This window comes from Marinobacter sp. F4206 (assembly GCF_019392195.1).
Lineage (GTDB): Bacteria > Pseudomonadota > Gammaproteobacteria > Pseudomonadales > Oleiphilaceae > Marinobacter.
Genome location: NZ_JAHXKI010000002.1, coordinates 117,198 through 139,993, shown reverse-complemented (window position 1 = coordinate 139,993; position 22,796 = coordinate 117,198). Strand labels below are relative to the sequence as shown.

Below are 22,796 nucleotides of genomic sequence, written 5' to 3'. Positions count from 1 at the left end.
AGAAACAGAAAGGCCGGGCATTTGCCCGGCCTTTCTGTTTAAAGGGGTTGTTTCTCCAACATCGGCTCTTCGCCGGATCTTACCTCCAGCCACCAGACGTGCGTGTCCCAGTCACCCAGTACTATCCGTTTGGCGGGCTGGCCATTGGCTTCCAGTTCATGCTCAGCCGGACGGTGGGTATGGCCGTGGATCAGGCGCTGAACCCCGTGAGCCTCCATTTCCTTTACCACCTCTTCCGGGGTGACGTCCATGATGGTTTCTTCCTTGCCCTGGTTCTTGGCCATGCTGATTTCCCGAAGCTGGCGGGCCATCTGCTGACGATCCGCGAGCGGGCGTTGCAGGATCATCTGCTGCCACTGGGGGTTGCGCATGTTGGCACGGAACTTCTGGTACTCCACGTCGGCGGTACACAGGCTGTCACCGTGCATGAGCAGGGTGGGGGTGCCGTAAAGATCCACCACGGTTGGGTCGTCCAGAAGTCTGGCGCCCGCGCGGTTGCAGAAGTCCTCGCCAATCAGGAAGTCCCGGTTGCCGTGCATCAGGAAGATATCCGTTCCGCTGGCCTTTACCTCGCGCAAGGCTTCGGCAATCTTCTCCTGCAGTGGCGTTCTCTCATCGTCACCGATCCAGGCCTCAAAGAAGTCGCCAAGGATGTAGAGATTCTCCACGCCCAGCGCCTTGTCTGTCAGAAAGCCGAGGAAGGCGTCAGTGATGTCCGGCCGGGATTCCTCCAGGTGAAGGTCGGAGATGAACAGCGTAGTCACGCTGCGCCTCCATCCTCCAGCACTTCCGCTTTTTCGATGACGACATCGTCAGCGGGGACGTCCTGGTGGCCGGCACGCATGGTAGTGCGGACAGCGCGGATCTGATTTACCGTATCCATGCCTTCCACCACCTTGCCGAAGACGCAGTAGCCCCAGCCTTCCGCATTCTTGGCGGTGTGGTCTAGAAAACCATTGTTCTCGACATTGATGAAAAACTGGGCGGTGGCGGAATGGGGGTCCATGGTGCGTGCCATGGCAACCGTGCCCTGCATGTTGCTCAGGCCATTGTCGGCCTCGTTCTGGATCGGCTCACGGGTTTTGCGCGGAGTCATGCCCGGCTCAAACCCGCCGCCCTGAATCATGAAGTTGCTGATCACGCGGTGAAAAACAAGACCATCATAAAAGCCATCACGCACATACTGTTCAAAGTTCTTAGCGGTTTCCGGTGCCTTGTCGTAGTCCAGTTCGAGCTTGATGTCACCGTGGTTGGTTTTCAGCAGAATCATCAGGGTTTCCTGTTCAGACGGGTTAGAATCGGTAAGGGCCATATTGTACGCAAGAGTTTCCCGCTATGCATGAGTCTGGCCGGGTTTTGTGAGTATAATAGTCGGTTTCAGATCCACCTCCTGTTAACAGAGAACGTATGAGCGCCGAATCGAAGAAAGCCCACAACTTTATTCAGAGCCTGATCGAAGACGCCATCGCCAAGGGCGAGCACACCGGTAAGGTGGTGACCCGATTTCCGCCGGAGCCGAACGGCTATCTGCACATTGGCCACGCCAAATCAATCTGTCTGAACTTTGGCATTGCTGAAACCTTTGGTGGCGAATGCAACCTGCGGTTTGATGACACCAATCCGGAAAAGGAAAACCAGGAATACATCGATGCCATCAAACAGGATGTGGAATGGCTTGGCTATGAATGGGCCGGGGATGTCCGCTTCGCTTCCGACTACTTCGACGCGCTGTACGCTTTTGCCGAGGAGTTGATTGAAAAGGGCAAGGCCTACGTCTGCGCCCTGTCTGCGGATGAAATGGCCGAGTACCGTGGCAGTCTGAAAGAGCCTGGAAAGAACAGTCCCTACCGGGACCGGCCCGTGGATGAAAGCCTGCAGCTGTTCCGGGATATGCGCGACGGCAAGTACCAGAACGGCGAACTGGTGCTGCGGGCGAAAATCGATATGGCATCTCCGAATATCAATCTCAGGGACCCGATCCTTTACCGTATCCGTTACGCCGATCATCACCAGACCGGCGACAAATGGTGCATCTACCCGATGTACGATTTTACCCATCCGATTTCGGATGCATTGGAAGAAATCACACACTCGCTGTGCACCCTGGAGTTTGAGGATCATCGCCCGCTCTATGACTGGGTTCTGGAGAACATCTCCGGGCCCTGCCATCCGCGCCAGATCGAATTCGCCCGGCTGAACCTCAATTACACCATAACCAGCAAGCGCAAACTGAAGCGCCTGGTGGATGAACAGTTCGTTGATGGCTGGAATGATCCGCGGATGCCTACCATCTCCGGCATGCGTCGCCGAGGGTATACACCGGAATCCATTCGAACCTTCTGCGACATGGTTGGTGTCAACAAAGCGGGTGGAACGGTAGATGTGGGCATGCTTGAGCATGCCATCCGGGAAGATCTCAACACCCGGGCGCCGCGAGCGATGTGCGTGATGCGTCCGTTGAAGGTGACACTCACCAATTATCCGTCCGACAAGACCGAAACCCTGGTGTTGCCGGTCCACCCCCAGAACCCTGATATGGGTGAGCGGGAGGTTACCTGGAGCCAGACCCTGTTCATTGATCGCGAGGATTTTGCGGAGGAGCCGCCCCGCAAATGGAAGCGCCTCGCGCCCGATCAGGCCGTTCGTCTGAGGGGCGGTTATGTCATGACCTGCCGCGAGATCATACGTGACGACAGCGGTGAAATTGTCGAGCTGAAGTGCGAATACGATCCGAAGACGCTTGGTGTCAATCCGGAAGGCTACAAGCCCAATGGCGTGGTGCATTGGGTGTCCGCCACCGACAGTGTTGAGGCGGATATCAACCTGTATGACCGCCTGTTCAATCATGAGTCCCCGGACAGCGACAAGGATGGTGACTTTGTGGATCACATGAATCCGGAATCGCTGGTTGTTCTTAAAGGAGCCAGGGCCGAAAAGGGGCTGGTGGAGCCGCGCACCGATCTGCCTTATCAGTTCGAGCGTGAGGGTTACTTCTATTGCGATCAGGAACTCACCGCGAGCGCCGGTCGGCCGGTCTTTAACCGAACCGTTACTCTGCGGGATTCCTGGGGTAAGGGGGGCAAGTGATCCGTATCTACAACACGCTTACGCAGCAGAAAGAAGAGTTCCGGCCAATCGAGCCGGGCAAGGTGCGCATTTACGTCTGCGGTATGACCGTTTATGACTACTGCCATCTTGGCCATGCTCGGGTCCTGGTGGCTTTTGATGTCATCACGCGGTATCTCAGGCACAGCGGTTACGATGTCCACTACGTGCGCAACATCACCGATATCGACGACAAGATTCTGCGCAGGGCGGAGGAGAATGGTGAGGTTTTCACGGACCTGACCGAACGTATGATTCACGCCATGCACGAGGATGAGGCTCGGCTGGGGGTGCTGTCACCCACCGAGGAGCCCAGGGCCACTGGCTATATTGACGAAATCGTGGCAATGATCCACAAGCTGGTTGCCAGTGGTCATGCCTACGCCGCGGATAATGGCGACGTGTACTTTGCGGTCGACTCCTTTGAGGGGTACGGCAAGCTCAGCAAGAAGAAGCTGGAAGATCTTGTGGCCGGAGCGCGGATCGATGTGCAGGAAGCCAAGCGCAGTCCTGCCGACTTCGCGCTATGGAAAGCGGCCGGCGCAGGTGAGGTTAGCTGGCCATCGCCCTGGGGTGACGGTCGCCCCGGCTGGCACATCGAGTGCTCCGCCATGTCCACCAGCTGTCTGGGAGACACCTTCGATATTCACGGAGGTGGCCCGGACCTACTGTTTCCGCACCATGAAAATGAGATAGCCCAGTCCGAGTGTGCAACCGGCCATGATTTTGCCAGGGCCTGGATGCATGCCGGCGCGATTCGGGTGAATAAAGAGAAGATGTCCAAGTCCCTGGGCAATTTTTTCACGATCCGGGAAATCCTTGAGAGCTATCCGGCGGAAGTGGTGCGGTACTTCCTGGTATCGAGCCATTACCGCAGCCAGGTCGACTATTCCGAGGAGAATCTGGCCGAGGCAGGTCGAACCTTGACCAAGCTGTACCATGCCCTCCGGGGTGTTGTGCCGGCCAAAGACAGTGACGTGGCGGAGACCGAACACGACCGGCGCTTCATGGAAGTGATGGATGACGATTTCAATACGGCGGGCGCCATTGCGGTGCTTCACGCGGTAGCGAACGGTATTAACCATCACCGCCGCGAGGGTAGTGATCAACAAGCGAAAGAAAGTGCGGCCGTGTTGGTCCGTCTGGGTGCCATACTCGGGCTCCTGCAACAGGATCCGGAGGCGTTCTTCCAGGCCGATACCGGCAGCGAGCTGGACGCCAGTGACATCGAAGCCATGATCCAGGCCCGTGCTGATGCCCGGAAAGCGAAGGATTTTGCCGAAGCTGACCGCATCCGCGATGAGCTGGCGGGCAAGGGCATTGTCCTGGACGATTCCCGTGAGGGAACCACCTGGCGACGGGGATAACAAGACAGAGGTCCTCTGACGATAGCCGCATTGACCTCAGGGGAATGACCTTGTAGGCATTTTCCCGTACAATGCGGCGCTCAAATTAGAATGCCCCCTCGTTGTGAAGGGGGAGTCGGGAAACGTAACCCACTGAGGCAGACAACGATGACAGAACGCGTACAAGTCGGCGGCATTCAGGTCGCGAAGAATCTCTATGATTTCGTAAACAACGAGGCGATCCCGGGAACCGGCGTCGACGCCGACAAATTCTGGGCAGAATTTGACAAGATCGTAAACGAGCTGGCCCCGCGCAATCGCGAACTGTTGGTCAAGCGTGATGAGATCCAGGAGAAGATGGACAGCTGGAACCGTGACCACAAGGGTCAGCAGCTGGACATGGCCGGGTATAAGTCCTTTCTGAAGGACATCGGCTACCTGGTCGACGAGCCGTCGGATTTCAAAATCTCCACCTCCAATGTTGATCCGGAAGTTGCCACCATGGCGGGTCCGCAGCTGGTTGTGCCGATCATGAACGCCCGTTTTGCATTGAATGCCGCTAATGCCCGCTGGGGCAGTCTGTACGATGCGCTTTACGGTACCGACGCCATTTCCGAAGAGGGTGGTGCGGATAAAGGTCCCGGCTACAACCCGGTGCGCGGAGCCAAGGTTATCGAGTGGGCCCGCAACCTGCTTGACAGCTCTGCACCGCTCGCTGCTGGCAGCCACAAAGACGCCGCCAAGTACAGTGTTGAAAATGGCAAGCTCGTCGTCAAACTGCAGAACGGCGAGGCCACCGGCCTGAAAGACGAATCCGGTTTTGTCGGTTACACCGGAGCCGCTGATGCACCGACCGGTGTGCTGCTGGTCAAGAACGGCATGCACTTCGAGATCCAGATTGATGCCAGCCATCCGATCGGCAAAGACGACGGCGCCAACGTCAAGGACGTGCTCATGGAGTCGGCCCTGACCACCATCATGGACTGCGAAGATTCCGTAGCAGCCGTTGATGCCGACGACAAGGCGCTGGCCTATCGCAACTGGCTCGGCCTGATGAAAGGTGATTTGCAGGAAACCTTCGAGAAAGGCGGCAAGCAACTGACCCGCAAGATGAACGCTGATCGGACCTACACGGCTCCGGATGGCGGCGAGCTGAGCCTGAAAGGTCGCAGTCTGATGTTCATCCGTAATGTCGGTCACCTCATGACCAATCCGGCTATCCTGCTGAACGATGGCCAGGAAGTACCTGAAGGGCTGATGGATGGGCTGATCACGTCGCTGATTGCCATCCATGACCTGAAAGGTCAGGGTCAGTTCCAGAACAGTACCAAAGGTTCCATGTACATCGTGAAGCCGAAGATGCATGGTCCGGAAGAAGTGGCGTTCACCAACGAATTCTTCGGCCGTGTCGAGGACGCACTGGGCCTGCCCCAGTATACCCTCAAGGTCGGTATCATGGACGAAGAGCGTCGTACCACCGTCAACCTGAAGGCCTGCATCCACGCGGCGAAAGAGCGTGCAGTGTTCATCAACACCGGCTTCCTGGATCGCACCGGTGATGAAATGCACACCTCCATGGAGCTGGGACCGTTCATCCGCAAGGGCGAGATGAAGCAGGCGGCCTGGATCAATGCCTACGAGCAGTGGAATGTGGACATTGGCCTGGAAACCGGGTTCCGTGGCGTTGCCCAGATCGGTAAAGGTATGTGGGCCATGCCGGACCTGATGGCAGGCATGCTTGAAGCCAAGATCGGCCATCCAAAATCCGGCGCCAACACCGCCTGGGTTCCATCGCCGACCGCAGCAACCCTGCACGCAACCCATTACCACCAGGTGAGTGTTGCTGACGTCCAGAAGGAACTGGAAAGTCGCGCGCGGGCCAGTCTCGACGACATTCTGACTGTGCCGGTGATGACCGATCCGAGTGCGCTGTCCGCGGACGAGATTCAGCAGGAACTCGACAACAACGCGCAAGGCATTCTGGGCTACGTTGTACGCTGGGTTGAGCAGGGCGTTGGTTGCTCCAAGGTTCCCGATATCAACAACGTGGGCCTGATGGAAGATCGCGCCACGCTGCGCATCTCCTCTCAGCTGCTGACCAACTGGCTTTACCATGGTGTTTGCACCGAGGCGCAGATTGAGGAGACCATGAAGCGTATGGCGGCCGTGGTAGATAAGCAGAACGCCGGCGATGCGTCCTATCGCAACATGGCGCCTGACTTCGACGACAGCGTTGCTTTCCAGGCGGCCATGGATCTGATCCTCAAGGGTCGGGAGCAGCCGAACGGTTATACTGAGCCACTCCTGCACGCATACCGTCTGAAGGCCAAGGCCAAGTACGGCGCGTAAGCGAAGAAGAGTGACACAAAAAACCCCGCCTTGAGCGGGGTTTTTTGTGCCTGGAGAAACGTTAGAGGCCGGGGGCTCCGGCCCGAAGTGTCAGTCCTTATGCAGGACGTTGGCCGCGTACAGCGTGTTTTCCAGAAGGGTGGCGATTGTCATTGGGCCCACGCCACCGGGAACCGGGGTGATGTAGGCGGCACGCTCAGCAGCGGTCTGAAAATCCACGTCGCCACGAAGTTTGCCGTCCTCCATCCGGTTGATGCCCACGTCAATAACTGTTGAGCCAGGTTTCACCCAGTCACCGTTGATCAGGTTGGGCTTGCCCACGGCAGCAATCAGGATGTCCGCTTCCCGGACGAACTTCTCAAGGTTTGGGGTAAACCGGTGGCACACGGTGATGGTCGCACCTTTGAGTAGCAGTTCCATGCTCATGGGTCTGCCGACAATGTTGGAGGCGCCCACGATCACCGCGTGCTGGCCCTTGTACGGCGTGTTAATGCTGTCAAGAAGGGTAATGATGCCCGCTGGTGTGCAGGGCCTCAGGGTCGGCTTGCGCTGCATCAGGCGCCCGATGTTGTATGGGTGGAAGCCGTCCACGTCTTTGTCGGGACGAATCTTGACCAGAATCGGGTCTGCGTCGAGATGCTCTGGTAGCGGCAACTGGACGAGGATGCCGTCTACCGTCGGGTTTTCGTTCAGCTCATCAATGAGGGCTTCCAGGGCCTCCTGGGAGGTGTCGGCCGGCAGGTCGTAGGAGAGCGAGAGGATGCCCGCTTCGTCGCAGGCCTTTCGTTTATTGCCAACATACACGTGGGAGGCCGGGTCGTCTCCGACCAGAACCACGGCCAGCCCGGGAGCGCGTAATCCCTGTTGTTGGCGGGCTTCTACACCGGCTGCAACCTGCTGTCTTACACCGGCGGCAATTTCTTTTCCGTTAATCAGTTTGGCGCTCATGTCTCGTCTTGTCGGTTGGGCGTTGGAAAGTGGAGGCTGGGCATTGTCTCATGCTTCCGTCGGAACTCCAATTGGCGGGGAGTAGGGCGCGCTCACGGGAACTTTTCAGGGGATGGCGAGTCACAGAGAATCCTGATCTTTCGGTGAATTTGGAATTCCGTGTTGACGGCGTGGTCCGGCGCCGGTAATATGCGCGCCAACTTTGCTGAGGCACTTGTTGTTCAGTTCAGACGGGGTATAGCGCAGTCTGGTAGCGCGCCTGCTTTGGGAGCAGGATGTCGGGAGTTCGAATCTCTCTACCCCGACCACTTTTCTGAGTATTCAGGTGGGCGAACGGTTAAGCGCCCGTAGCTCAGCTGGATAGAGCACCCGCCTTCTAAGCGGGTGGTCGCAGGTTCGAGTCCTGCCGGGCGCGCCATTAAGTCGTCGGCTTGGTCCGAAACCGGGGTCGCCAACCAGCAAAGTTGATAGGTCGAAGATACCGAAAGGTATGTCCTGATTGTGGTGGACGTAGCTCAGTTGGTAGAGCTCAGGATTGTGACTCCTGCGGTCGAGGGTTCGAACCCCTTCGTCCACCCCATTTTTCCTGATTTGTTTTTCCGCTTCTGCAGAACTCCATGCTGGCAACAGCGTTCCTCGGGGTTTGCAGATGATGTGCGAGAGTGGCGGAACTGGTAGACGCGCTGGATTTAGGTTCCAGTGGGGCAACCCGTGAGAGTTCGAGTCTCTCCTCTCGCACCACCCTTTCTTTTTTGTGTTTTGTCCCCAAGTTTATTCCAAAGTATGTTGGGCCGGTGCCGTCCCCTTCCCGGAAACTGCCTGTGGCAGGTGATTCTCTCGGTGGGTCAAACCGTGATAAACTGTCGGCCTTTAAATTTTGGTCCTTTCGCGGGAGTTCGCCCTGAATAGGACTTTTGGTTTTAATTTCATTCACATACCGAACCTGTAATTTGAGGATCTTCCATGCAAGTGTCTGTTGAAACGACCTCCAACATCGAACGTCGCATGACGATTGGTGTGCCCGCCCAGGAAATTGACCAGGCGGTCCAGAAGCGCCTGCAGGAAACAGCGCGCACCGTGCGCCTGAACGGTTTCCGCCCGGGCAAGGTGCCCATGAAGGTGGTAAAGCGTCGTTTCGGTGACAGCGTCCGCCAGGAAGTGGTCGGCGAGGTGATGCGCGACCAGTACATCAAGGCGCTTCAGGAGCAGGACATCAACCCTGCAGGCTGGCCGAAGTTTGAGCCAAAGACCATGGAAGAAGGCAAGGATCTGGAGTTTGTTGCCATTTTCGAGGTGCTGCCAGAGATCGAGTTGGGTGATCTGAGCAAGGTTTCTGTCGAGAAGCTGACCTCTGAAATCGCAGACAAGGATATCGACAACATGATCGATAACCTGCGTCGCCAGCAGGCCACCATGAAGGAAGTGAAGCGCAAGTCCAAGAACAAGGACGTGCTGACCATCGACTTCAAAGGCTTTATTGACGGCGAGGAATTTGAGGGCGGTGCCGCTGAAGGCCACCGTTTGACCCTCGGTTCCGGTCAGATGATTCCCGGCTTCGAAAAGGCTGTCCAGGGCGGCAAGGCCGGTGAGGACATGGAAATCGAAGTGACCTTCCCGGAGGATTACCATAACGAAGAACTCGCGGGTAAGCCTGCGAAGTTTGAGATCAAGATCCACAAGGTGGAAGAGCCCCAGTTGCCGGAGCTGGATACCGAATTTTTCAAGAAGTTCGGTATTGAGGCGGAAGATGAAGCCACTTTCCGTGAGGAAGTGAAGAAGAACATGGAGCGCGAGCTGAAGCAGGCGGTCTCCAATAAGGTTAAGAACGACGTGGTTGACGGCCTGCTTGAAAGCACCGAGCTGGATGTGCCGGCTGCTCTGGTTGATCAGGAAATTGATCGCCTGCGTCAGGACGCGGTTCAGCGCTTCGGCGGCCAGGTGGATTTCCAGCAGCTTCCGAAGGAAATCTTCCAGGAGCAGGCTGAGCGTCGCGTCAAAACCGGTCTGCTTTTCCAGGAAGTGGTCAAGCAGAACGACCTGAAAGCGGACCCTGCCAAGGTAGATGAAAAGATCCAGGAGATCGCATCTACGTATGAACAGCCTGAAGAAGTGGTTGCCCACTTCAACAGCAATCCTGAGCAGAAGTCCCAGATCGAATCTTCAGTGCTTGAAGATGCGGTTGTCGATTTTGTTCTGGATAAGGCCAAGGTCAAAGAGAAGAAGGTCAAGTACGAAGAAGCCGTTCAGGCTGGTCAGCCCCAGCGCTGATCCTGCCGGGGCCGGAACTGATTCCGGCCCTGCTGGCCGAATTCAGAAAACAGCCGGCTTGTCCGGCTGTTTTCATCTGGGCCTGCTGCTGGCAAAGTAAGAGGTGGAGTAACACCTATAATGAACGCCGTGGCGCGAGTCCACGACCCATTGTCCATAAGGAGTTCAGGCGCAAATGACGCAGAAACCAATTGATGGTCCCGCAATGGTTACCAATTCCGGCCTGGTGCCGATTGTTATCGAGCAGACGGCTCGGGGCGAACGTTCGTTCGACATCTACTCTCGTCTGCTCAAGGAGCGGGTGATTTTCATGGTTGGCCCGGTTGAAGACCACATGGCGAACCTGATCGTTGCCCAGCTGCTGTTCCTGGAATCCGAGAACCCGGACAAGGACATCCACCTGTACATTAACAGCCCCGGTGGGTCCGTTACTGCCGGTATGTCCATCTACGATACCATGCAGTTCATCAAGCCGGATGTTGCCACGCTCTGCGTGGGCCAGGCCGCGAGTATGGGTGCTTTCCTGCTGGCCGGTGGTGCTGAGGGCAAGCGCGCCTGCCTGCCGAATTCCCGGGTCATGATCCATCAGCCGCTGGGTGGCTATCAGGGTCAGGCGACCGACATCGAGATCCATACCCGTGAAATTCTCAAGATCCGTCATACCCTGAACTCGATCCTGGCCCACCATACTGGTCAGGAGCTGGATACCATCGCCAAAGACACGGATCGTGATAACTTTATGGATCCGGAGCAGGCGAAAGACTACGGGCTCATCGATTCTATACTTGATAAGCGCGTACCGAATAAATAATACTGCAAGTAATCGCATCATACTTGGCCGGCGTATGAGCCAGTAACGCCGGCAAACCAAGATCAGAGGTAATTCAATGGCAGATGAAAGAAACGGCAGGGGCGACGATAACGGCAAGTTGCTTTACTGCTCGTTTTGCGGAAAGAGCCAGCATGAAGTCCGAAAGCTCATTGCAGGGCCCTCGGTGTTCATCTGCGACGAGTGCGTTGACCTGTGCAATGACATTATCCGTGAAGAAATTCAGGAGAATGCCCAGGAAGAGGCCAGCGACCGGCTCCCGACACCCGCAGAAATCCGCGACACTCTGAATGAGTATGTTATTGGTCAGGACCGCGCCAAGGTTGTGCTCTCGGTAGCGGTTTACAACCACTACAAGCGCTTGCGCTACGGTGAAGGCAAGGCAGAGGTTGAGCTCGGCAAGAGCAACATTCTTCTGATCGGTCCGACCGGTAGCGGTAAGACGCTGTTGGCTGAAACTCTGGCGCGGATGCTGAACGTGCCGTTCACCATCGCGGACGCGACGACCCTGACCGAAGCCGGCTATGTGGGTGAGGATGTCGAGAATATCATCCAGAAGCTGCTTCAGAAGTGTGATTATGATGTCGACAAGGCTCAGCGCGGTATCGTCTACATTGACGAGATCGACAAGATCTCCCGCAAGTCAGATAACCCGTCAATCACCCGGGATGTGTCGGGTGAGGGTGTGCAGCAGGCGCTGTTGAAACTGATCGAAGGTACCGTGGCGTCGGTTCCGCCCCAAGGCGGACGCAAGCACCCGCAGCAGGAGTTTTTGCAGGTGGATACCGGCAACATCCTGTTCATTTGTGGCGGTGCATTTGCCGGCCTGGACAAGGTGATCCAGGAACGCTCCGAGCGGAGTTCCATTGGTTTCTCGGCTTCAGTAGTCAGTGAAGACGAAAAGAAGAGTACTGGCGACATCATTAAGGATGTGGAAACCGAGGATTTGGTCAAGTTCGGCCTGATTCCCGAGTTTGTGGGCCGTCTCCCGGTGGTCGCTACTCTGACCGAGCTGGATGAAGCTGCCTTGGTACAGATTCTGACCGAGCCGAAGAACGCCCTGACCAAGCAGTATCAGAAGCTGTTTGATATGGAAGGTGTCGAGCTGGATTTCCGGGAGGATGCGTTGCGGGCCGTGGCGCGAAAGGCCATGGAACGGAATACCGGTGCCCGCGGACTGCGCTCGATCATGGAAGCCACGCTGTTGGATACCATGTATCAGATCCCGTCCGAGCATGATGTAACCAAGGTTGTGATCGATGAAAGCGTGATTGACGGGGACTCCGAGCCCTTCAAGATTTACGCGAGCAGTGATCATGCCAAGGCGGTACCGGAAGACTGACCGGTTGGTCTGACATCAAGGTACACAGGAGAGGGGCGGAAACGCCCCTTTTCGCGTTCTGTTACCCCGTTTTCCCTCTCTGTTTCGTTTGGTAAAAAGATTGCAATTTATACGGGCGCCCCAATGAAGGGTGGTATGCTCAAAGAAACACCGTCAGAGGATTCCCTATGACCCGGATACCCGAAAATACTGTGCAAGAATACCCGTTGCTGCCGTTGCGTGATGTGGTGGTGTTCCCGCACATGGTGGTCCCGCTGTTTGTGGGCCGTGATAAATCCATTCAGGCGCTCGAAGCCGCAATGGAAGGAAGTAAGGAAATCCTCCTGGTGGCCCAGCGGGATGCCTCCACCGATGAGCCGGGCCCCGGTGATGTGTTTGATATGGGCACCCTGGCGACTGTGCTGCAGATGCTGCGGCTCCCGGATGGCACTGTGAAGGTGCTGGTTGAAGGCAATGCCCGCGCGACCATCAGCGACATTTCGGAGGGTGAGTATCTCTCCGGTGGTGCCGTGTTGATGGACGAGGAGGGACTGCCCGAGCGTGAACAGGACGTTCTGATCAAGACCCTGATGGATGAGTTCGAGAAGTACGTGAAGCTCTCGAAAAAGGTGCCGTCCGAGGTGTCCAACGCGTTGACCGGCATTGAGGAGCTGGAGCGCCTGGCCGATACCATGGCCGCGCATCTGGAAATGCGGATTCCGGAGAAGCAGGAGCTGCTGGAGGCGCTGGACGTGCGCAAGCGGGTCGATCTGCTTCTGGGCAAGCTCGACGGCGAGATCGATTTGATCGAAGTCGAGAAGCGCATTCGCGGCCGCGTCAAAAAACAGATGGAGCGCAGCCAGCGAGAGTACTACCTGAACGAGCAGATGAAGGCCATCCAGAAAGAGATGGGCAATCTGGGCGAGGGTAACAACGATTTTGAGGAGCTCGAGCAGAAGCTTGAGGAAGCCGGGCTGCCTGAAGAGGCTCGCAAGAAGACTGAGACCGAGCTGAACAAGCTCAAGATGATGTCACCGATGTCGGCTGAAGCCACCGTGGTACGTGGGTACATCGACTGGATGTTGGCGGTGCCCTGGAAGAAGCGCAGCCGGGTCCGTCACGACATCGAAAAGGCCCGAGAAATCCTCGATCGGGACCACTACGGGCTGGACGAGGTCAAGAAACGGATTCTCGAATACCTGGCGGTCCAGAGCCGCGTGAAGAAAGTGAAAGGCCCCGTGCTGTGCCTGGTTGGCCCTCCGGGTGTCGGTAAGACCTCGCTCGGGCAGTCGATCGCCAGAGCAACCAATCGCAAATACACGCGGATGGCGCTCGGTGGGGTACGCGACGAAGCCGAGATCCGGGGTCACCGGAAAACCTACATTGGCGCGCTTCCAGGCAAGCTGTTGCAGAAGCTGTCCAAGGTCGGGGTAAGAAACCCGCTGTTCCTGTTCGACGAGATCGACAAGATGGGCATGGATCATCGTGGCGATCCTGCCTCGGCACTATTGGAGGTGCTCGACCCGGAGCAGAACCACACTTTCAACGATCATTATCTGGAGGTGGATTACGATCTCTCTGATGTCATGTTCGTGTGTACTTCCAATTCCATGGATATTCCGCCGGCGCTGCTGGACCGGATGGAGATTATCCGCATCCCTGGTTACACCGAGGATGAGAAGGTAAACATTGCGTTGCGTTACCTATTGCCGAAACAAATCAAGGCGAATGGCCTGCGCAAGGACGAGCTGGTGATCCCTGAGGAAACCTTGAGGGACCTGATTCGTTACTACACCCGAGAAGCGGGCGTACGCGGCCTGGAGCGTGAGATCGCCAAGATCTGCCGTAAAGTTGTGCGCGAGCATGTCGAGAGCAATGACAAGGCCTCTGTGACCCTGCAGCCGGACGTGCTGGAGGATTACTCCGGGGTGAAGAAGTTCAAGTACGGTCTGGCGGAAGAAAAGAATCAGATCGGACAGGTGACCGGATTGGCCTGGACCCAGGTTGGCGGCGAACTTCTGACGATCGAATGTGCCTTGACCCCGGGTAAGGGGCGGGTCGTGAAGACCGGCTCCCTGGGGGATGTAATGCAGGAGTCAATCCAGACCGCCCTGACGGTGGTCCGCAGTCGCGCGCCGGGCTTGGGTATTGCCGATGATTTCCACGAGAAGCACGATCTGCACATCCACGTTCCCGAGGGTGCAACGCCAAAAGATGGCCCCAGCGCCGGTATCGGTATGTGTACGGCTCTGGTCTCTGCTCTGACCAAAATTCCGGTCCGGGCCGATGTGGCGATGACGGGTGAGATCACCTTGCGCGGTCGGGTTCTGGCCATCGGCGGGCTCAAGGAGAAACTGCTGGCGGCGCATCGCGGTGGCATCAAGACTGTGATGATTCCAGATGAAAATGTCAGAGATCTCAAAGAGATACCGGACAACATCAAGGAGTCCCTGGAAATCCGTCCGGTGAAATGGATCGACGAAGTTCTGGATATTGCGTTGGCCTATCCGCCCGAACCCCGTGCCGAAAATGAGTCTTCCGAGGCGGGTTCAGGCAAGCCTCGTGATGATGAAAGTGACAGTGCAGAACGCATAAATACGCACTAAAGCCATGATGAGTTGTTGACATGCCAGAGAGCCCGTTGGTATAACTGTTTCGCCGTGAAGCAGCCAATACCAAGGGCTCCCGCGCAGTAAGTGCCTATTCCGAACACCGGTTAAAAACCGCAAGGGATAAGAAAACTGAAGAATGGAATTCTCCGACCGCTTATGCGATAGTCGAGAACGTCCGAGAAAAAACAAACCAACCTATAACATCTTCAACCTGAAATCGAAGGGGTTTAGTGTGAACAAGTCCGAACTAATCGATGCAATTGCAGAGTCCTCAGATATTTCCAAAGCCGCCGCTGGCCGTGCTCTGGATGCTATGACCAACTCCATCACCGGTGCCCTGAAAAAAGGCGATCAGGTTACCCTGATCGGTTTTGGCACTTTCTCTGTTAAAGAGCGTGCTGCTCGCACCGGTCGTAACCCGCAGACTGGTGCCGAGATCAAGATTCCGGCCTCTAAAGTGCCTGGGTTCAAAGCAGGCAAGGCCCTGAAAGACGCCGTTAAGTAACGGTTCTTTCTCTGGCAACCCCTGTCGCAGAGGGTTGCCCAAGAAGAATTTAAGGCGCATTCCGGACAGGGTGCGCCTTTTTACGTTCGGCGCCCCAACGCTCATCGCCTAATGATAAAAACTGCACGACCTTGAACAGGATTCGGGAGAAACATGCTTCAAGATATTCGGGAAAATGCCCAGGGCACCATTGCCAAGATCATCATCGGTCTTCTGATCGTGTCCCTATCCATCTGGGGAATGGACGCCATTATTGGCGGGTTCTCCGGTGAGCCGGAAGTGGCGACAGTCAATGGTGAAGACATTACAGAGCGGGAGTTTCTTCGTCTGGTCCAGATGGAAAGCCAGCGTCGACTGTCGCGCATGGAAACCCCGGACCCTTCGCTACTGAACGAAGACCAGATTCGCACGGACGTGCTGGAATCCCTGATTCAGCAGGAAGTCCTGATTCAGGACGCTGGCAACCAGGGGCTGGCGCTGACCGATGCTGACATTGACGCGCTGATTACCCAGATGCCCCAGTTCCAGGTTGATGGCCAATTTAATCGAGACCGGTTTGTGTCGACGGTGCGCAACATGGGGATGGGCGTGGCCGAGTTCCGTGAGGCGATGCGCAAGCAGTACGTGGTCAACCAGATTCGGGCCGGTGTTGTGCAGAGTGGCGTAGCGGCGGATGAGAACGTGGCCCAGATTCTGCGTATCCAGAATCAGACCCGGGATTTCCGGATGTTGACGGTTCCCGACAGCGCCGTAGCTGAGCAGGTAGAGGTTACCGAAGAAGAGGTTCAGGCGTTCTACGACGAGAACAGCAGCGCGTTTCAACAACCGGATCAGGTTGATGCGGCCTACATTACATTGTCGTTGGGTTCGTTGGCAGACACCATCGACATCAGTGACGACGAGCTGCGGGCCTATTATGAAGAACGTGCCGACGACCTGGCCCGCGAGGAGCGTCGGGCATCGCATATCCTGATCGAGGATGGTGAAGGCGCCGATGACACCATGGCGACGATCCGGGAACGTCTCGCTGCCGGAGAGAGCTTTGCTGACCTGGCCAGGGAATACTCGATCGATACCGTATCCGCCGAGGAAGGCGGTGATCTGGGTTATGCCGGTCGAGGTGTTTACGATGAGGCGTTCGAGGAGGCACTCTTTGCCCTTGAAGAGGGGGAAGTCTCAGCCGCGGTGGAAACCAGCTTTGGTGTGCATCTGATCAAGCTCGACGATGTGCGTCGCTCCGAGGTTCCTGCGCTTGAGGAGATTGCCGATCAGCTTCGCAACGAACTGGCTCGTGACCGCGCTGAAGAGCGCTTTGCCGAGATTCGCACCCAGTTGGCGGATTCCGCTTACGCTGCCGACGATCTGGCGGGGCCGGCCGAAGAGCTTGGCCTGGAAGTTCGGGAGGCGACCGGGGTGAGCCGTAACGGTGGCATGGCGCCGTTCGATCACGAGGGTCTGGTTCGCCAGCTGTTCTCGGCCGATGTGCTTGAGGAAGGTTACAACACCGAGCTGATCGATGTCGGTGATAATGTCTCCGTGGTAGCTCGTGTCCGGGAATACCGTGAAGCGCAGCAATTACCTCTGGAGCAAGTGGCCGAGGATATTCGGGCTACGCTGACTGCAAGGGAGACCCGGAACGCTCTGAGTGAGAGGGCTGAAGAAATCATAGCCGGGCTTGAGGCAGGCCAGTCCCTCGAAGAACTGGGAGCCGGAGAATGGGTCGGCTACGAGGCGCAGTCCCGTAATGGGCAGGAAGTGAGTCCGGGCATAATGCGAACGGTCTTTTCCCTGGCGCGCCCGGCGGAAGGTGATGCCAGCTACGGCCAGTCGGTTAGTTCAGACCGTGCCGCGATTGTGGCGCTGGATGGCGTAAACGAAGGCGAGGTCCAAGAGGGCGGCGCCGAGTTTAACCAGCTGAGCCAGTTCCTGGCGTCTCTCGAAGGGCAGCGGGAGTACTCCGCGTATCAGCAGTTCCTTCGGAATCGAGCCGAAGTAGAGCGGCCATGAGATGTAGCAGGGAGTGGGGCTGGTAGTTGTGGCCCTGATGACAAAAAACCCGGGATTTCCCGGGTTTTTTTGTGGTCAGGCTCAGGGTTTACTCTGACGGAAAGCGTGTGGGTTTGAGGCTTTCCTTGATTTTCTTGAGGTGCCCGAGAAAGTCGGCGCCCCGTTTGAGCGTCACTCCGGTTGCCAGGATGTCGATCACGGTCAGGTGAATGATTCGGGAGGACATGGGCATATAGACTTCCGTGTCCTCGGGTGCCGTTACACCCAGGACCGTCGTGCAGATTTCAGCAAGCGGAGATTGAGGGTTGGTGATGCCGATAACCGTGGCGCCGTTTGCTCGGGCAAGCTTGGCGATATCGACCGTCTCCCGCGTGCGGCCGGTGTACGAAATCAGAACAATGACGTCACCCACATTAGCCCCGGCGGCAACCATCCGCTGCATCAGCGCATCGTCGTAGGACATCACTGGAATATTGAAACGGAAAAACTTGTGCTGGGCGTCCAGGGCTACTGCGGCGGACCCGCCCATCCCGAAGAAATTGATCTGCTTGGCCTGGATCAGGTAGTCGATGGCCATGGCCAGTGCCTTCGGGTCAAGTGCCTGGCGGGCCTTGTCCAGGCTGGCAATGGTGCTCAGCATGATCTTGTCTGAAAATTCGGCCACGGTGTCGTCCGGTTCGACATTCTGGCCGACATAGGGTGTACCGGTAGCAATGCTTTGCGCCAGTCTTATCTTGAAATCCGGAAAACCGGTGGCAGAGAAGCCCCGGCAAAAACGGTTTACCGTGGGTTCGCTGACTTCTGCGGCACGGGCAAGGGCAGCTATGCTGTAACGAGTGGCCGCGCTGGGGTCCCGAAGAATGGCTTCGGCCACTTTTCGCTCCGATTTGTTGAGGCTGTCCAGTCGGGCCTGGATGTCTTCAAGCAGATTGTCGTCGCGGTGCGCCTGGTTCGCAGCCATTTAAGGTACTCCCTGAATCTTGGCGATCGTTTTTTGAAACGCGCAGATTATACCGTGTTTTTCGGTATTATAGGGTAGTAAAAGTATCATTAAGTGGTTTTTTTGCTTGGATTAACCGATTTCCGGTGTCATTATTTTGGTAAGATTACTACATTATTGGCTGTCCGGGCGGTTCTCGGGATTGCCTCACCCACCAGAGAGAAGGAATCAATGGTCAACAAAGTCGATACCCGGTGTGACCTGATGCTTTTTGGCGCCCTGGGCGACCTGGCCCAACGCAAGCTTTTTCCAGCCTTGTACCAACTTGAACGCGCCAATCTGCTGGCTGAAGGCAGTCGCATCCTTGCCATAGCGCGGACCGAGACTGATACAGCGGCGGTGCGGAAGCAACTGGGCGAGAAGCTTGGGCAACATGTGAGGGCTGATGAGTTCGAGGCGCCCGTGGTCGAGAAATTCCTTGAGCGCGTGGATTTTCAGCGGCTGGATTTTAATGACCCGGATGGGTTCGAGGTGCTCAATGAGTGGCGCGACGATGCCAATAATGAGCTGATTGTCTACATGGCAACGCCTCCTGCGATGTACGGGGTGATTGCCCGCAATCTCCGGGCGGCAAGCTGTTGTACCGAGAAGACTCGCGTTGTGGTGGAGAAGCCCATCGGTCACGATCTCGAATCTTCCAGGGTGATCAATGACGAGCTGGGAGAGGTTTACAACGAAAACCAGTTGTTCCGGATTGATCATTACCTGGGCAAGGAAACGGTCCAGAATCTGATAGCCCTGCGCTTTGCAAACAACCTCTTTGCCTCGCAGTGGGACCAAAACCACATCTCCCATGTCGAGATTACCGTTGCCGAGAGCGTGGGCATTGAGGGGCGCTGGGGGTATTTCGACAAGGCTGGCCAGATCCGGGACATGATCCAGAATCACCTGCTCCAGCTGCTGTGCCTGATTGCAATGGATCCACCATCCGATCTGTCCGCTGACAGCATCCGGGACGAAAAAGTGAAGGTGCTGAAGGCCTTGCGGCGGGTCACCCCGGACATGATGGAGAGTCGCGTTGTGCGCGGCCAATACACTGCCGGCACCAGCAACGGCAAGCCGGTCCCGGGCTACCTGGAGGAGGAGGGCGCCAACAAGGGCAGTGATACCGAAACCTTTGTGGCCCTGAAAGCAGAAATCGAGAACTGGCGTTGGTCGGGTGTGCCGTTCTACATCAGGACCGGCAAGCGCCTGCCCGAGAAGCTGTCCCAGATCATCATTCACTTCAAGCCGGCTCCCCATTACATCTTCGATCCGGATCAGAAGCACCTGGCCAACAACAAGCTGATCATTCGTTTGCAGCCGGACGAAGGCATGTCACTGAAAATCCTGACCAAGGATCAGGGCCTGGACAAGGGAATGCGCCTCCGGCAAGGGCCGCTGGAGCTGACCTTTTCCGAGACCTTTGATACCGATCGCATTCCGGATGCCTACGAGCGTTTGTTGTGGGAGATCATGAAAGGTAATCAGTACCTGTTTGTCCGCCGTGACGAAGTTGAGCACGCCTGGCGATGGGTGGATCAGGTGATCCGCAACTGGCGTGACAGCGGCGAACCGCCGAAGCGCTACGCCGCAGGAACCTGGGGGCCGGTGGCGTCGATTGCCATGATCACTCGCGACGGGAGGAGCTGGTATGAGGACGCCTGAGATTGACTGGCCCGAGGGCGTGCAGGTGCATTTAGGTGAGGATTCGGAGCAGGTGGCACTGAACCTGGCGGAAGCCGTAGCAGGATTTCTCAGAGAGCGGCTCGCGCTGGCGTCAAGGGCCAGTCTGGTGGTCTCGGGTGGGTCAACGCCGCTGCCGTTTTTTCGAGCGCTGTCGAGGGAAAACCTCGACTGGCATCGGGTTGATCTCCTGCTTGCCGATGAGCGGTGGGTGCCGGAGGACGATCCGGCAAGCAATACCCGGCTGGTGCGGGAAAACCTGCTTCAGGGGCATGCGGCGGACGCCAATTTTCTCTCCCTGAAGCAGCCGGGAGCTACGCCACAGGAGGGCCTGGAGGCGGTCAAGGCGGAGCTGGCTGGCCTGGCGTTGCCCCTTGATGTGCTGATCCTGGGGATGGGGAATGATGGCCATACGGCGTCTCTGTTTCCGGATGCCCCGGAGCTTGCTGAGGCCATGAGCCCTGATTGCCGGGAGCTGGTTGCTGCGAGCACACCGCCATCCCAGTCTCAACAGCGCGTCACCCTGACCTGGCCGCCGCTGAGGGATGCCCGTTTTACTGCGCTTCACCTCAAAGGAGGCGACAAACTCGAGACGCTCCGGCGCGCGATGGCGGTGCCGGACGATGTCATGTCGATGCCGATTCGCGGCTTTCTCAAGCCCGGCCTGAATGTGTTCTGGAGTCCCTGAATCCGGCGCTGAATGTTTCTCTGGAGAAGATTATGACCCAGCTTTCTGATTTCCATCGCAAGCGCGTCCGCTCAGTGCTGGAAGCGTCGCCTCTGGTACCGGTGATTGCGATCAAGAATCTTGAGGATGCCGTGCCGTTGTGCCAGGCGCTGGTCGATGGCGGTATTAATGTGCTTGAGATTACCCTGCGGACGGAGCATGGCGTGGATGCCATCAAAGCGGTTCGTGCGGCCATTCCCGATGCCTGGGTGGGCGCCGGTACCGTCACCAGCATAGCCCAGTACCGTCAGGTGGAGGCGGCCGGTGCCCAGTTCGTCATTACACCCGGTGTAACCGAAGCCATTCTCGAGTTTGGCTTGACCTCCGAAGCGCCATTACTGCCTGGTATCGCGACCGTTTCAGAGCTGATGATGGGCTACGCCCTCGGCTACCGGGAGTTCAAATTCTTCCCGGCGGAAGTCGCTGGCGGTGTTCCGGCATTGAAGGCCTTCAGCGGCCCCTTCGGCGACGTCACCTTTTGCCCAACCGGTGGTATTCGCCGTAACACGGCCGGCAGTTACCTGGCGCTGAAGAATGTTCAGGCTGTTGGGGGCTCCTGGTTGACCCCGGGCGACGTGGTTGCCGCCCGGGATTGGGCTCGGATTACCGAGATCGCGCGCGGGAGTCTGGCCGTTCTGTGACGCTTTAGCGAATGTCCGAGCCGACCCGAACAATTTTCATGGTGTTGGTGCCGCCCTGGGCATTCACATAGTCGCCCTTGGTGATGACCACCAGATCATTCTCATTGACGACGCCACGGTTCACCAGCTCCGATACCGCCAGGGCATTGGTGCGTTCATTGGGGATTTTGGCGGAATCAAACGGGATGGTCTGAACGCCACGGAACAAAACCACGCGGTGTTGGGTCGAGTGGTGCCGGGAGAACGCAAAAATCGGCAGGCTGGACTTGATGCGGGACATCAGTCTGGGGGTGGCGCCGGTTTCGGTCATGCAGATGATGGCGGAGACCCCTTCAAGGTGGTTGGCCGCGTACATGGCCGACAGGGCAATAGCCTCGTCCACGCGTTCCATGCTTTCGTGAATCCGGTGCTTGGACTGATGCATCGATGGATGCTTTTCCGCCCCCAGGCAGATCCGAACCATCGCTTCCACGGCCTCTTTCGGGTAATCGCCAACGGCGGTTTCCGCCGACAGCATCACCGCGTCGGTGTAGTCCATCACGGCGTTGGCTACGTCTGAGACTTCGGCCCGGGTTGGCATGGGACTGGTGATCATGGATTCCATCATCTGGGTGGCGGTAATCACCGCCCGGTTCAGGACCCGTGCCCGGTTGATGATGTGCTTCTGAACGCCTACCAGCTCCGCGTCGCCGATTTCCACCGCCAAGTCACCACGGGCAACCATCACAGCGTCGGAGGCCTCAATCACGGCGTCAAGGGCGGCTTCATCGTGCGCCAGCTCGGCCCGCTCAATTTTGGCCACGAGGCCTGCGTCTGACCCGGCATCCTTCAGGAGTCGGCGGGCCGTATACATGTCCTCTGCGGTTCGTACGAAGGATACCGCCACATAGTCCGCGCCCAGGCGGGCTGCAGTGACGATGTCCTGCTTATCCTTCTCTGTCAGGGCGTCTGCCGACAGGCCGCCTCCGCGTTTGTTGAGCCCCTTGTTATTCGAGAGCGGTCCGCCGATGAGGACCGTGGAGGTGATGCTCTGGGCGTCGACAGAGGTCACTTCCATTTCGATGCGGCCGTCATCCAGGACCAGAATGTCGCCTGGCTCGACATCTTCGATCAGTTGCTCGTAATCGATTCCGACCCGTTCCGCAGTGCCAGCTTCCTTGTCCATTGAGGCATCCAGAACGAAGGTCTGGCCGGCAGCAAGGGTGACCTTGTTGTCGGTAAATCGTGCGATGCGGAGTTTCGGTCCCTGAAGATCTGCCAGCAGCGCTACAAAGCGACCCTGGGCGGCGGCAGCCTCACGGACCTGGCGCGCCCGGCCAATGTGTTCTTCGGCGCTGCCATGGGAGAAGTTCAGTCGGGTGACGTCGACACCGGCACCGATGATGGCGGCGAGGGATTCGGGGGAGTCGGTCGCGGGACCGAGAGTGGCGACAATCTTGGTGCGCCTTAGCATGTGTGGTGTCCTTTGGTTAG

Annotated in this window: 17 protein-coding genes and 4 tRNA genes; 16 read left to right on the top strand and 5 right to left on the bottom strand. The window is 57.3% G+C overall.

Annotation, left to right across the window (positions count from 1 at the left end; all coding sequences use genetic code 11):
• Window positions 1-38 precede the first annotated feature (38 nt).
• Window positions 39-764 carry a UDP-2,3-diacylglucosamine diphosphatase gene (locus KZO34_RS02920; protein WP_219473220.1) on the bottom strand — a complete coding sequence of 242 codons (726 nt, stop codon included), beginning with the start codon at window positions 762-764 and terminating at the stop codon, window positions 39-41.
• Window positions 761-1,270: a peptidylprolyl isomerase gene (locus KZO34_RS02915; protein ID WP_219473217.1), complete on the bottom strand. Its 510-nt coding sequence runs from the start codon at window positions 1,268-1,270 to the stop codon at window positions 761-763. Before KZO34_RS02915 ends, KZO34_RS02920 begins: the two co-directional genes overlap by 4 nt.
• A gap of 137 nt (window positions 1,271-1,407) precedes the next feature.
• On the opposite strand from KZO34_RS02915, the gene KZO34_RS02910 reads away from it, so the two are divergent.
• The 3 genes from KZO34_RS02910 to KZO34_RS02900 all read left to right on the top strand — a co-directional run bounded on the left by KZO34_RS02910 (window position 1,408) and on the right by KZO34_RS02900 (window position 6,800).
• Window positions 1,408-3,087: a glutamine--tRNA ligase/YqeY domain fusion protein gene (locus KZO34_RS02910; protein ID WP_219473216.1), complete on the top strand. Its 1,680-nt coding sequence runs from the start codon at window positions 1,408-1,410 to the stop codon at window positions 3,085-3,087.
• Window positions 3,084-4,472 (top strand): cysteine--tRNA ligase, encoded by a 1,389-nt coding sequence (cysS, locus tag KZO34_RS02905; protein WP_219473215.1) that lies wholly within the window; start codon window positions 3,084-3,086, stop codon window positions 4,470-4,472. Before KZO34_RS02910 ends, cysS begins: the two co-directional genes overlap by 4 nt.
• Window positions 4,473-4,619: 147 nt before the next feature.
• Window positions 4,620-6,800, top strand: a complete 2,181-nt coding sequence (locus KZO34_RS02900; RefSeq protein ID WP_219473214.1) for a malate synthase G — start codon at window positions 4,620-4,622, stop codon at window positions 6,798-6,800.
• A gap of 90 nt (window positions 6,801-6,890) precedes the next feature.
• Here KZO34_RS02900 and folD read toward each other — a convergent pair whose 3' ends face one another.
• Window positions 6,891-7,748 (bottom strand): bifunctional methylenetetrahydrofolate dehydrogenase/methenyltetrahydrofolate cyclohydrolase FolD, encoded by an 858-nt coding sequence (folD, locus tag KZO34_RS02895; protein ID WP_219473213.1) that lies wholly within the window; start codon window positions 7,746-7,748, stop codon window positions 6,891-6,893.
• 231 nt (window positions 7,749-7,979) lie between these two features.
• Here folD and KZO34_RS02890 point away from each other — a divergent pair.
• The 10 genes from KZO34_RS02890 to KZO34_RS02845 all read left to right on the top strand — a co-directional run bounded on the left by KZO34_RS02890 (window position 7,980) and on the right by KZO34_RS02845 (window position 17,290).
• A tRNA-Pro gene (locus KZO34_RS02890) sits at window positions 7,980-8,056 on the top strand.
• Window positions 8,057-8,089: 33 nt separating this feature from the next.
• Window positions 8,090-8,166: transfer RNA gene (locus KZO34_RS02885), tRNA-Arg, on the top strand.
• Window positions 8,167-8,252: 86 nt separating this feature from the next.
• Window positions 8,253-8,328, top strand: a tRNA-His gene (locus KZO34_RS02880).
• A 76-nt stretch (window positions 8,329-8,404) separates the two neighbouring features.
• Window positions 8,405-8,489, top strand: a tRNA-Leu gene (locus tag KZO34_RS02875).
• 222 nt (window positions 8,490-8,711) lie between these two features.
• Window positions 8,712-10,016, top strand: a complete 1,305-nt coding sequence (gene tig / locus KZO34_RS02870) for a trigger factor (RefSeq protein WP_219473212.1) — start codon at window positions 8,712-8,714, stop codon at window positions 10,014-10,016.
• Between the two features lie 175 nt (window positions 10,017-10,191).
• Window positions 10,192-10,827, top strand: a complete 636-nt coding sequence (clpP, locus tag KZO34_RS02865) for an ATP-dependent Clp endopeptidase proteolytic subunit ClpP (RefSeq protein ID WP_219473211.1) — start codon at window positions 10,192-10,194, stop codon at window positions 10,825-10,827.
• A 76-nt stretch (window positions 10,828-10,903) separates the two neighbouring features.
• Window positions 10,904-12,187, top strand: a complete 1,284-nt coding sequence (clpX, locus tag KZO34_RS02860) for an ATP-dependent Clp protease ATP-binding subunit ClpX (protein WP_219473209.1) — start codon at window positions 10,904-10,906, stop codon at window positions 12,185-12,187.
• Between the two features lie 167 nt (window positions 12,188-12,354).
• Window positions 12,355-14,772, top strand: coding sequence for an endopeptidase La (gene lon / locus KZO34_RS02855; RefSeq protein WP_219473206.1), 2,418 nt, complete (start codon window positions 12,355-12,357; stop codon window positions 14,770-14,772).
• A 238-nt stretch (window positions 14,773-15,010) separates the two neighbouring features.
• Entirely contained in the window at window positions 15,011-15,283 is a 273-nt protein-coding gene (locus tag KZO34_RS02850; protein ID WP_041344017.1) for an HU family DNA-binding protein, read from the top strand.
• A gap of 153 nt (window positions 15,284-15,436) precedes the next feature.
• On the top strand, window positions 15,437-17,290 hold the full coding sequence (locus KZO34_RS02845; RefSeq protein ID WP_219473204.1) for a SurA N-terminal domain-containing protein: 1,854 nt from the start codon (window positions 15,437-15,439) through the stop codon (window positions 17,288-17,290).
• A gap of 88 nt (window positions 17,291-17,378) precedes the next feature.
• Here the strand turns inward: KZO34_RS02845 and KZO34_RS02840 are convergent, their stop codons facing one another.
• Window positions 17,379-18,251: a MurR/RpiR family transcriptional regulator gene (locus tag KZO34_RS02840; protein ID WP_219473202.1), complete on the bottom strand. Its 873-nt coding sequence runs from the start codon at window positions 18,249-18,251 to the stop codon at window positions 17,379-17,381.
• Between the two features lie 210 nt (window positions 18,252-18,461).
• Between KZO34_RS02840 and zwf the strand changes: the two genes are divergently transcribed.
• The 3 genes from zwf to KZO34_RS02825 are packed head-to-tail and all read left to right on the top strand — an operon-like array spanning window position 18,462 to window position 21,323.
• The gene (gene zwf, locus KZO34_RS02835; protein WP_219473201.1) at window positions 18,462-19,937 is read left to right on the top strand and encodes a glucose-6-phosphate dehydrogenase; all 1,476 of its coding nucleotides are present in this window, start codon (window positions 18,462-18,464) and stop codon (window positions 19,935-19,937) included.
• Window positions 19,924-20,643, top strand: a complete 720-nt coding sequence (pgl, locus tag KZO34_RS02830) for a 6-phosphogluconolactonase (RefSeq protein ID WP_219473200.1) — start codon at window positions 19,924-19,926, stop codon at window positions 20,641-20,643. Before zwf ends, pgl begins: the two co-directional genes overlap by 14 nt.
• Window positions 20,644-20,675: 32 nt before the next feature.
• Complete coding sequence (locus KZO34_RS02825; protein WP_219473199.1) at window positions 20,676-21,323, top strand: bifunctional 4-hydroxy-2-oxoglutarate aldolase/2-dehydro-3-deoxy-phosphogluconate aldolase; 648 nt, start codon at window positions 20,676-20,678, stop codon at window positions 21,321-21,323.
• A gap of 4 nt (window positions 21,324-21,327) precedes the next feature.
• On the opposite strand, the gene pyk is transcribed toward KZO34_RS02825, so the two are convergent.
• Complete coding sequence (gene pyk, locus KZO34_RS02820) at window positions 21,328-22,776, bottom strand: pyruvate kinase (RefSeq protein ID WP_219473198.1); 1,449 nt, start codon at window positions 22,774-22,776, stop codon at window positions 21,328-21,330.
• Between the last annotated feature and the right edge of the window lie 20 nt (window positions 22,777-22,796).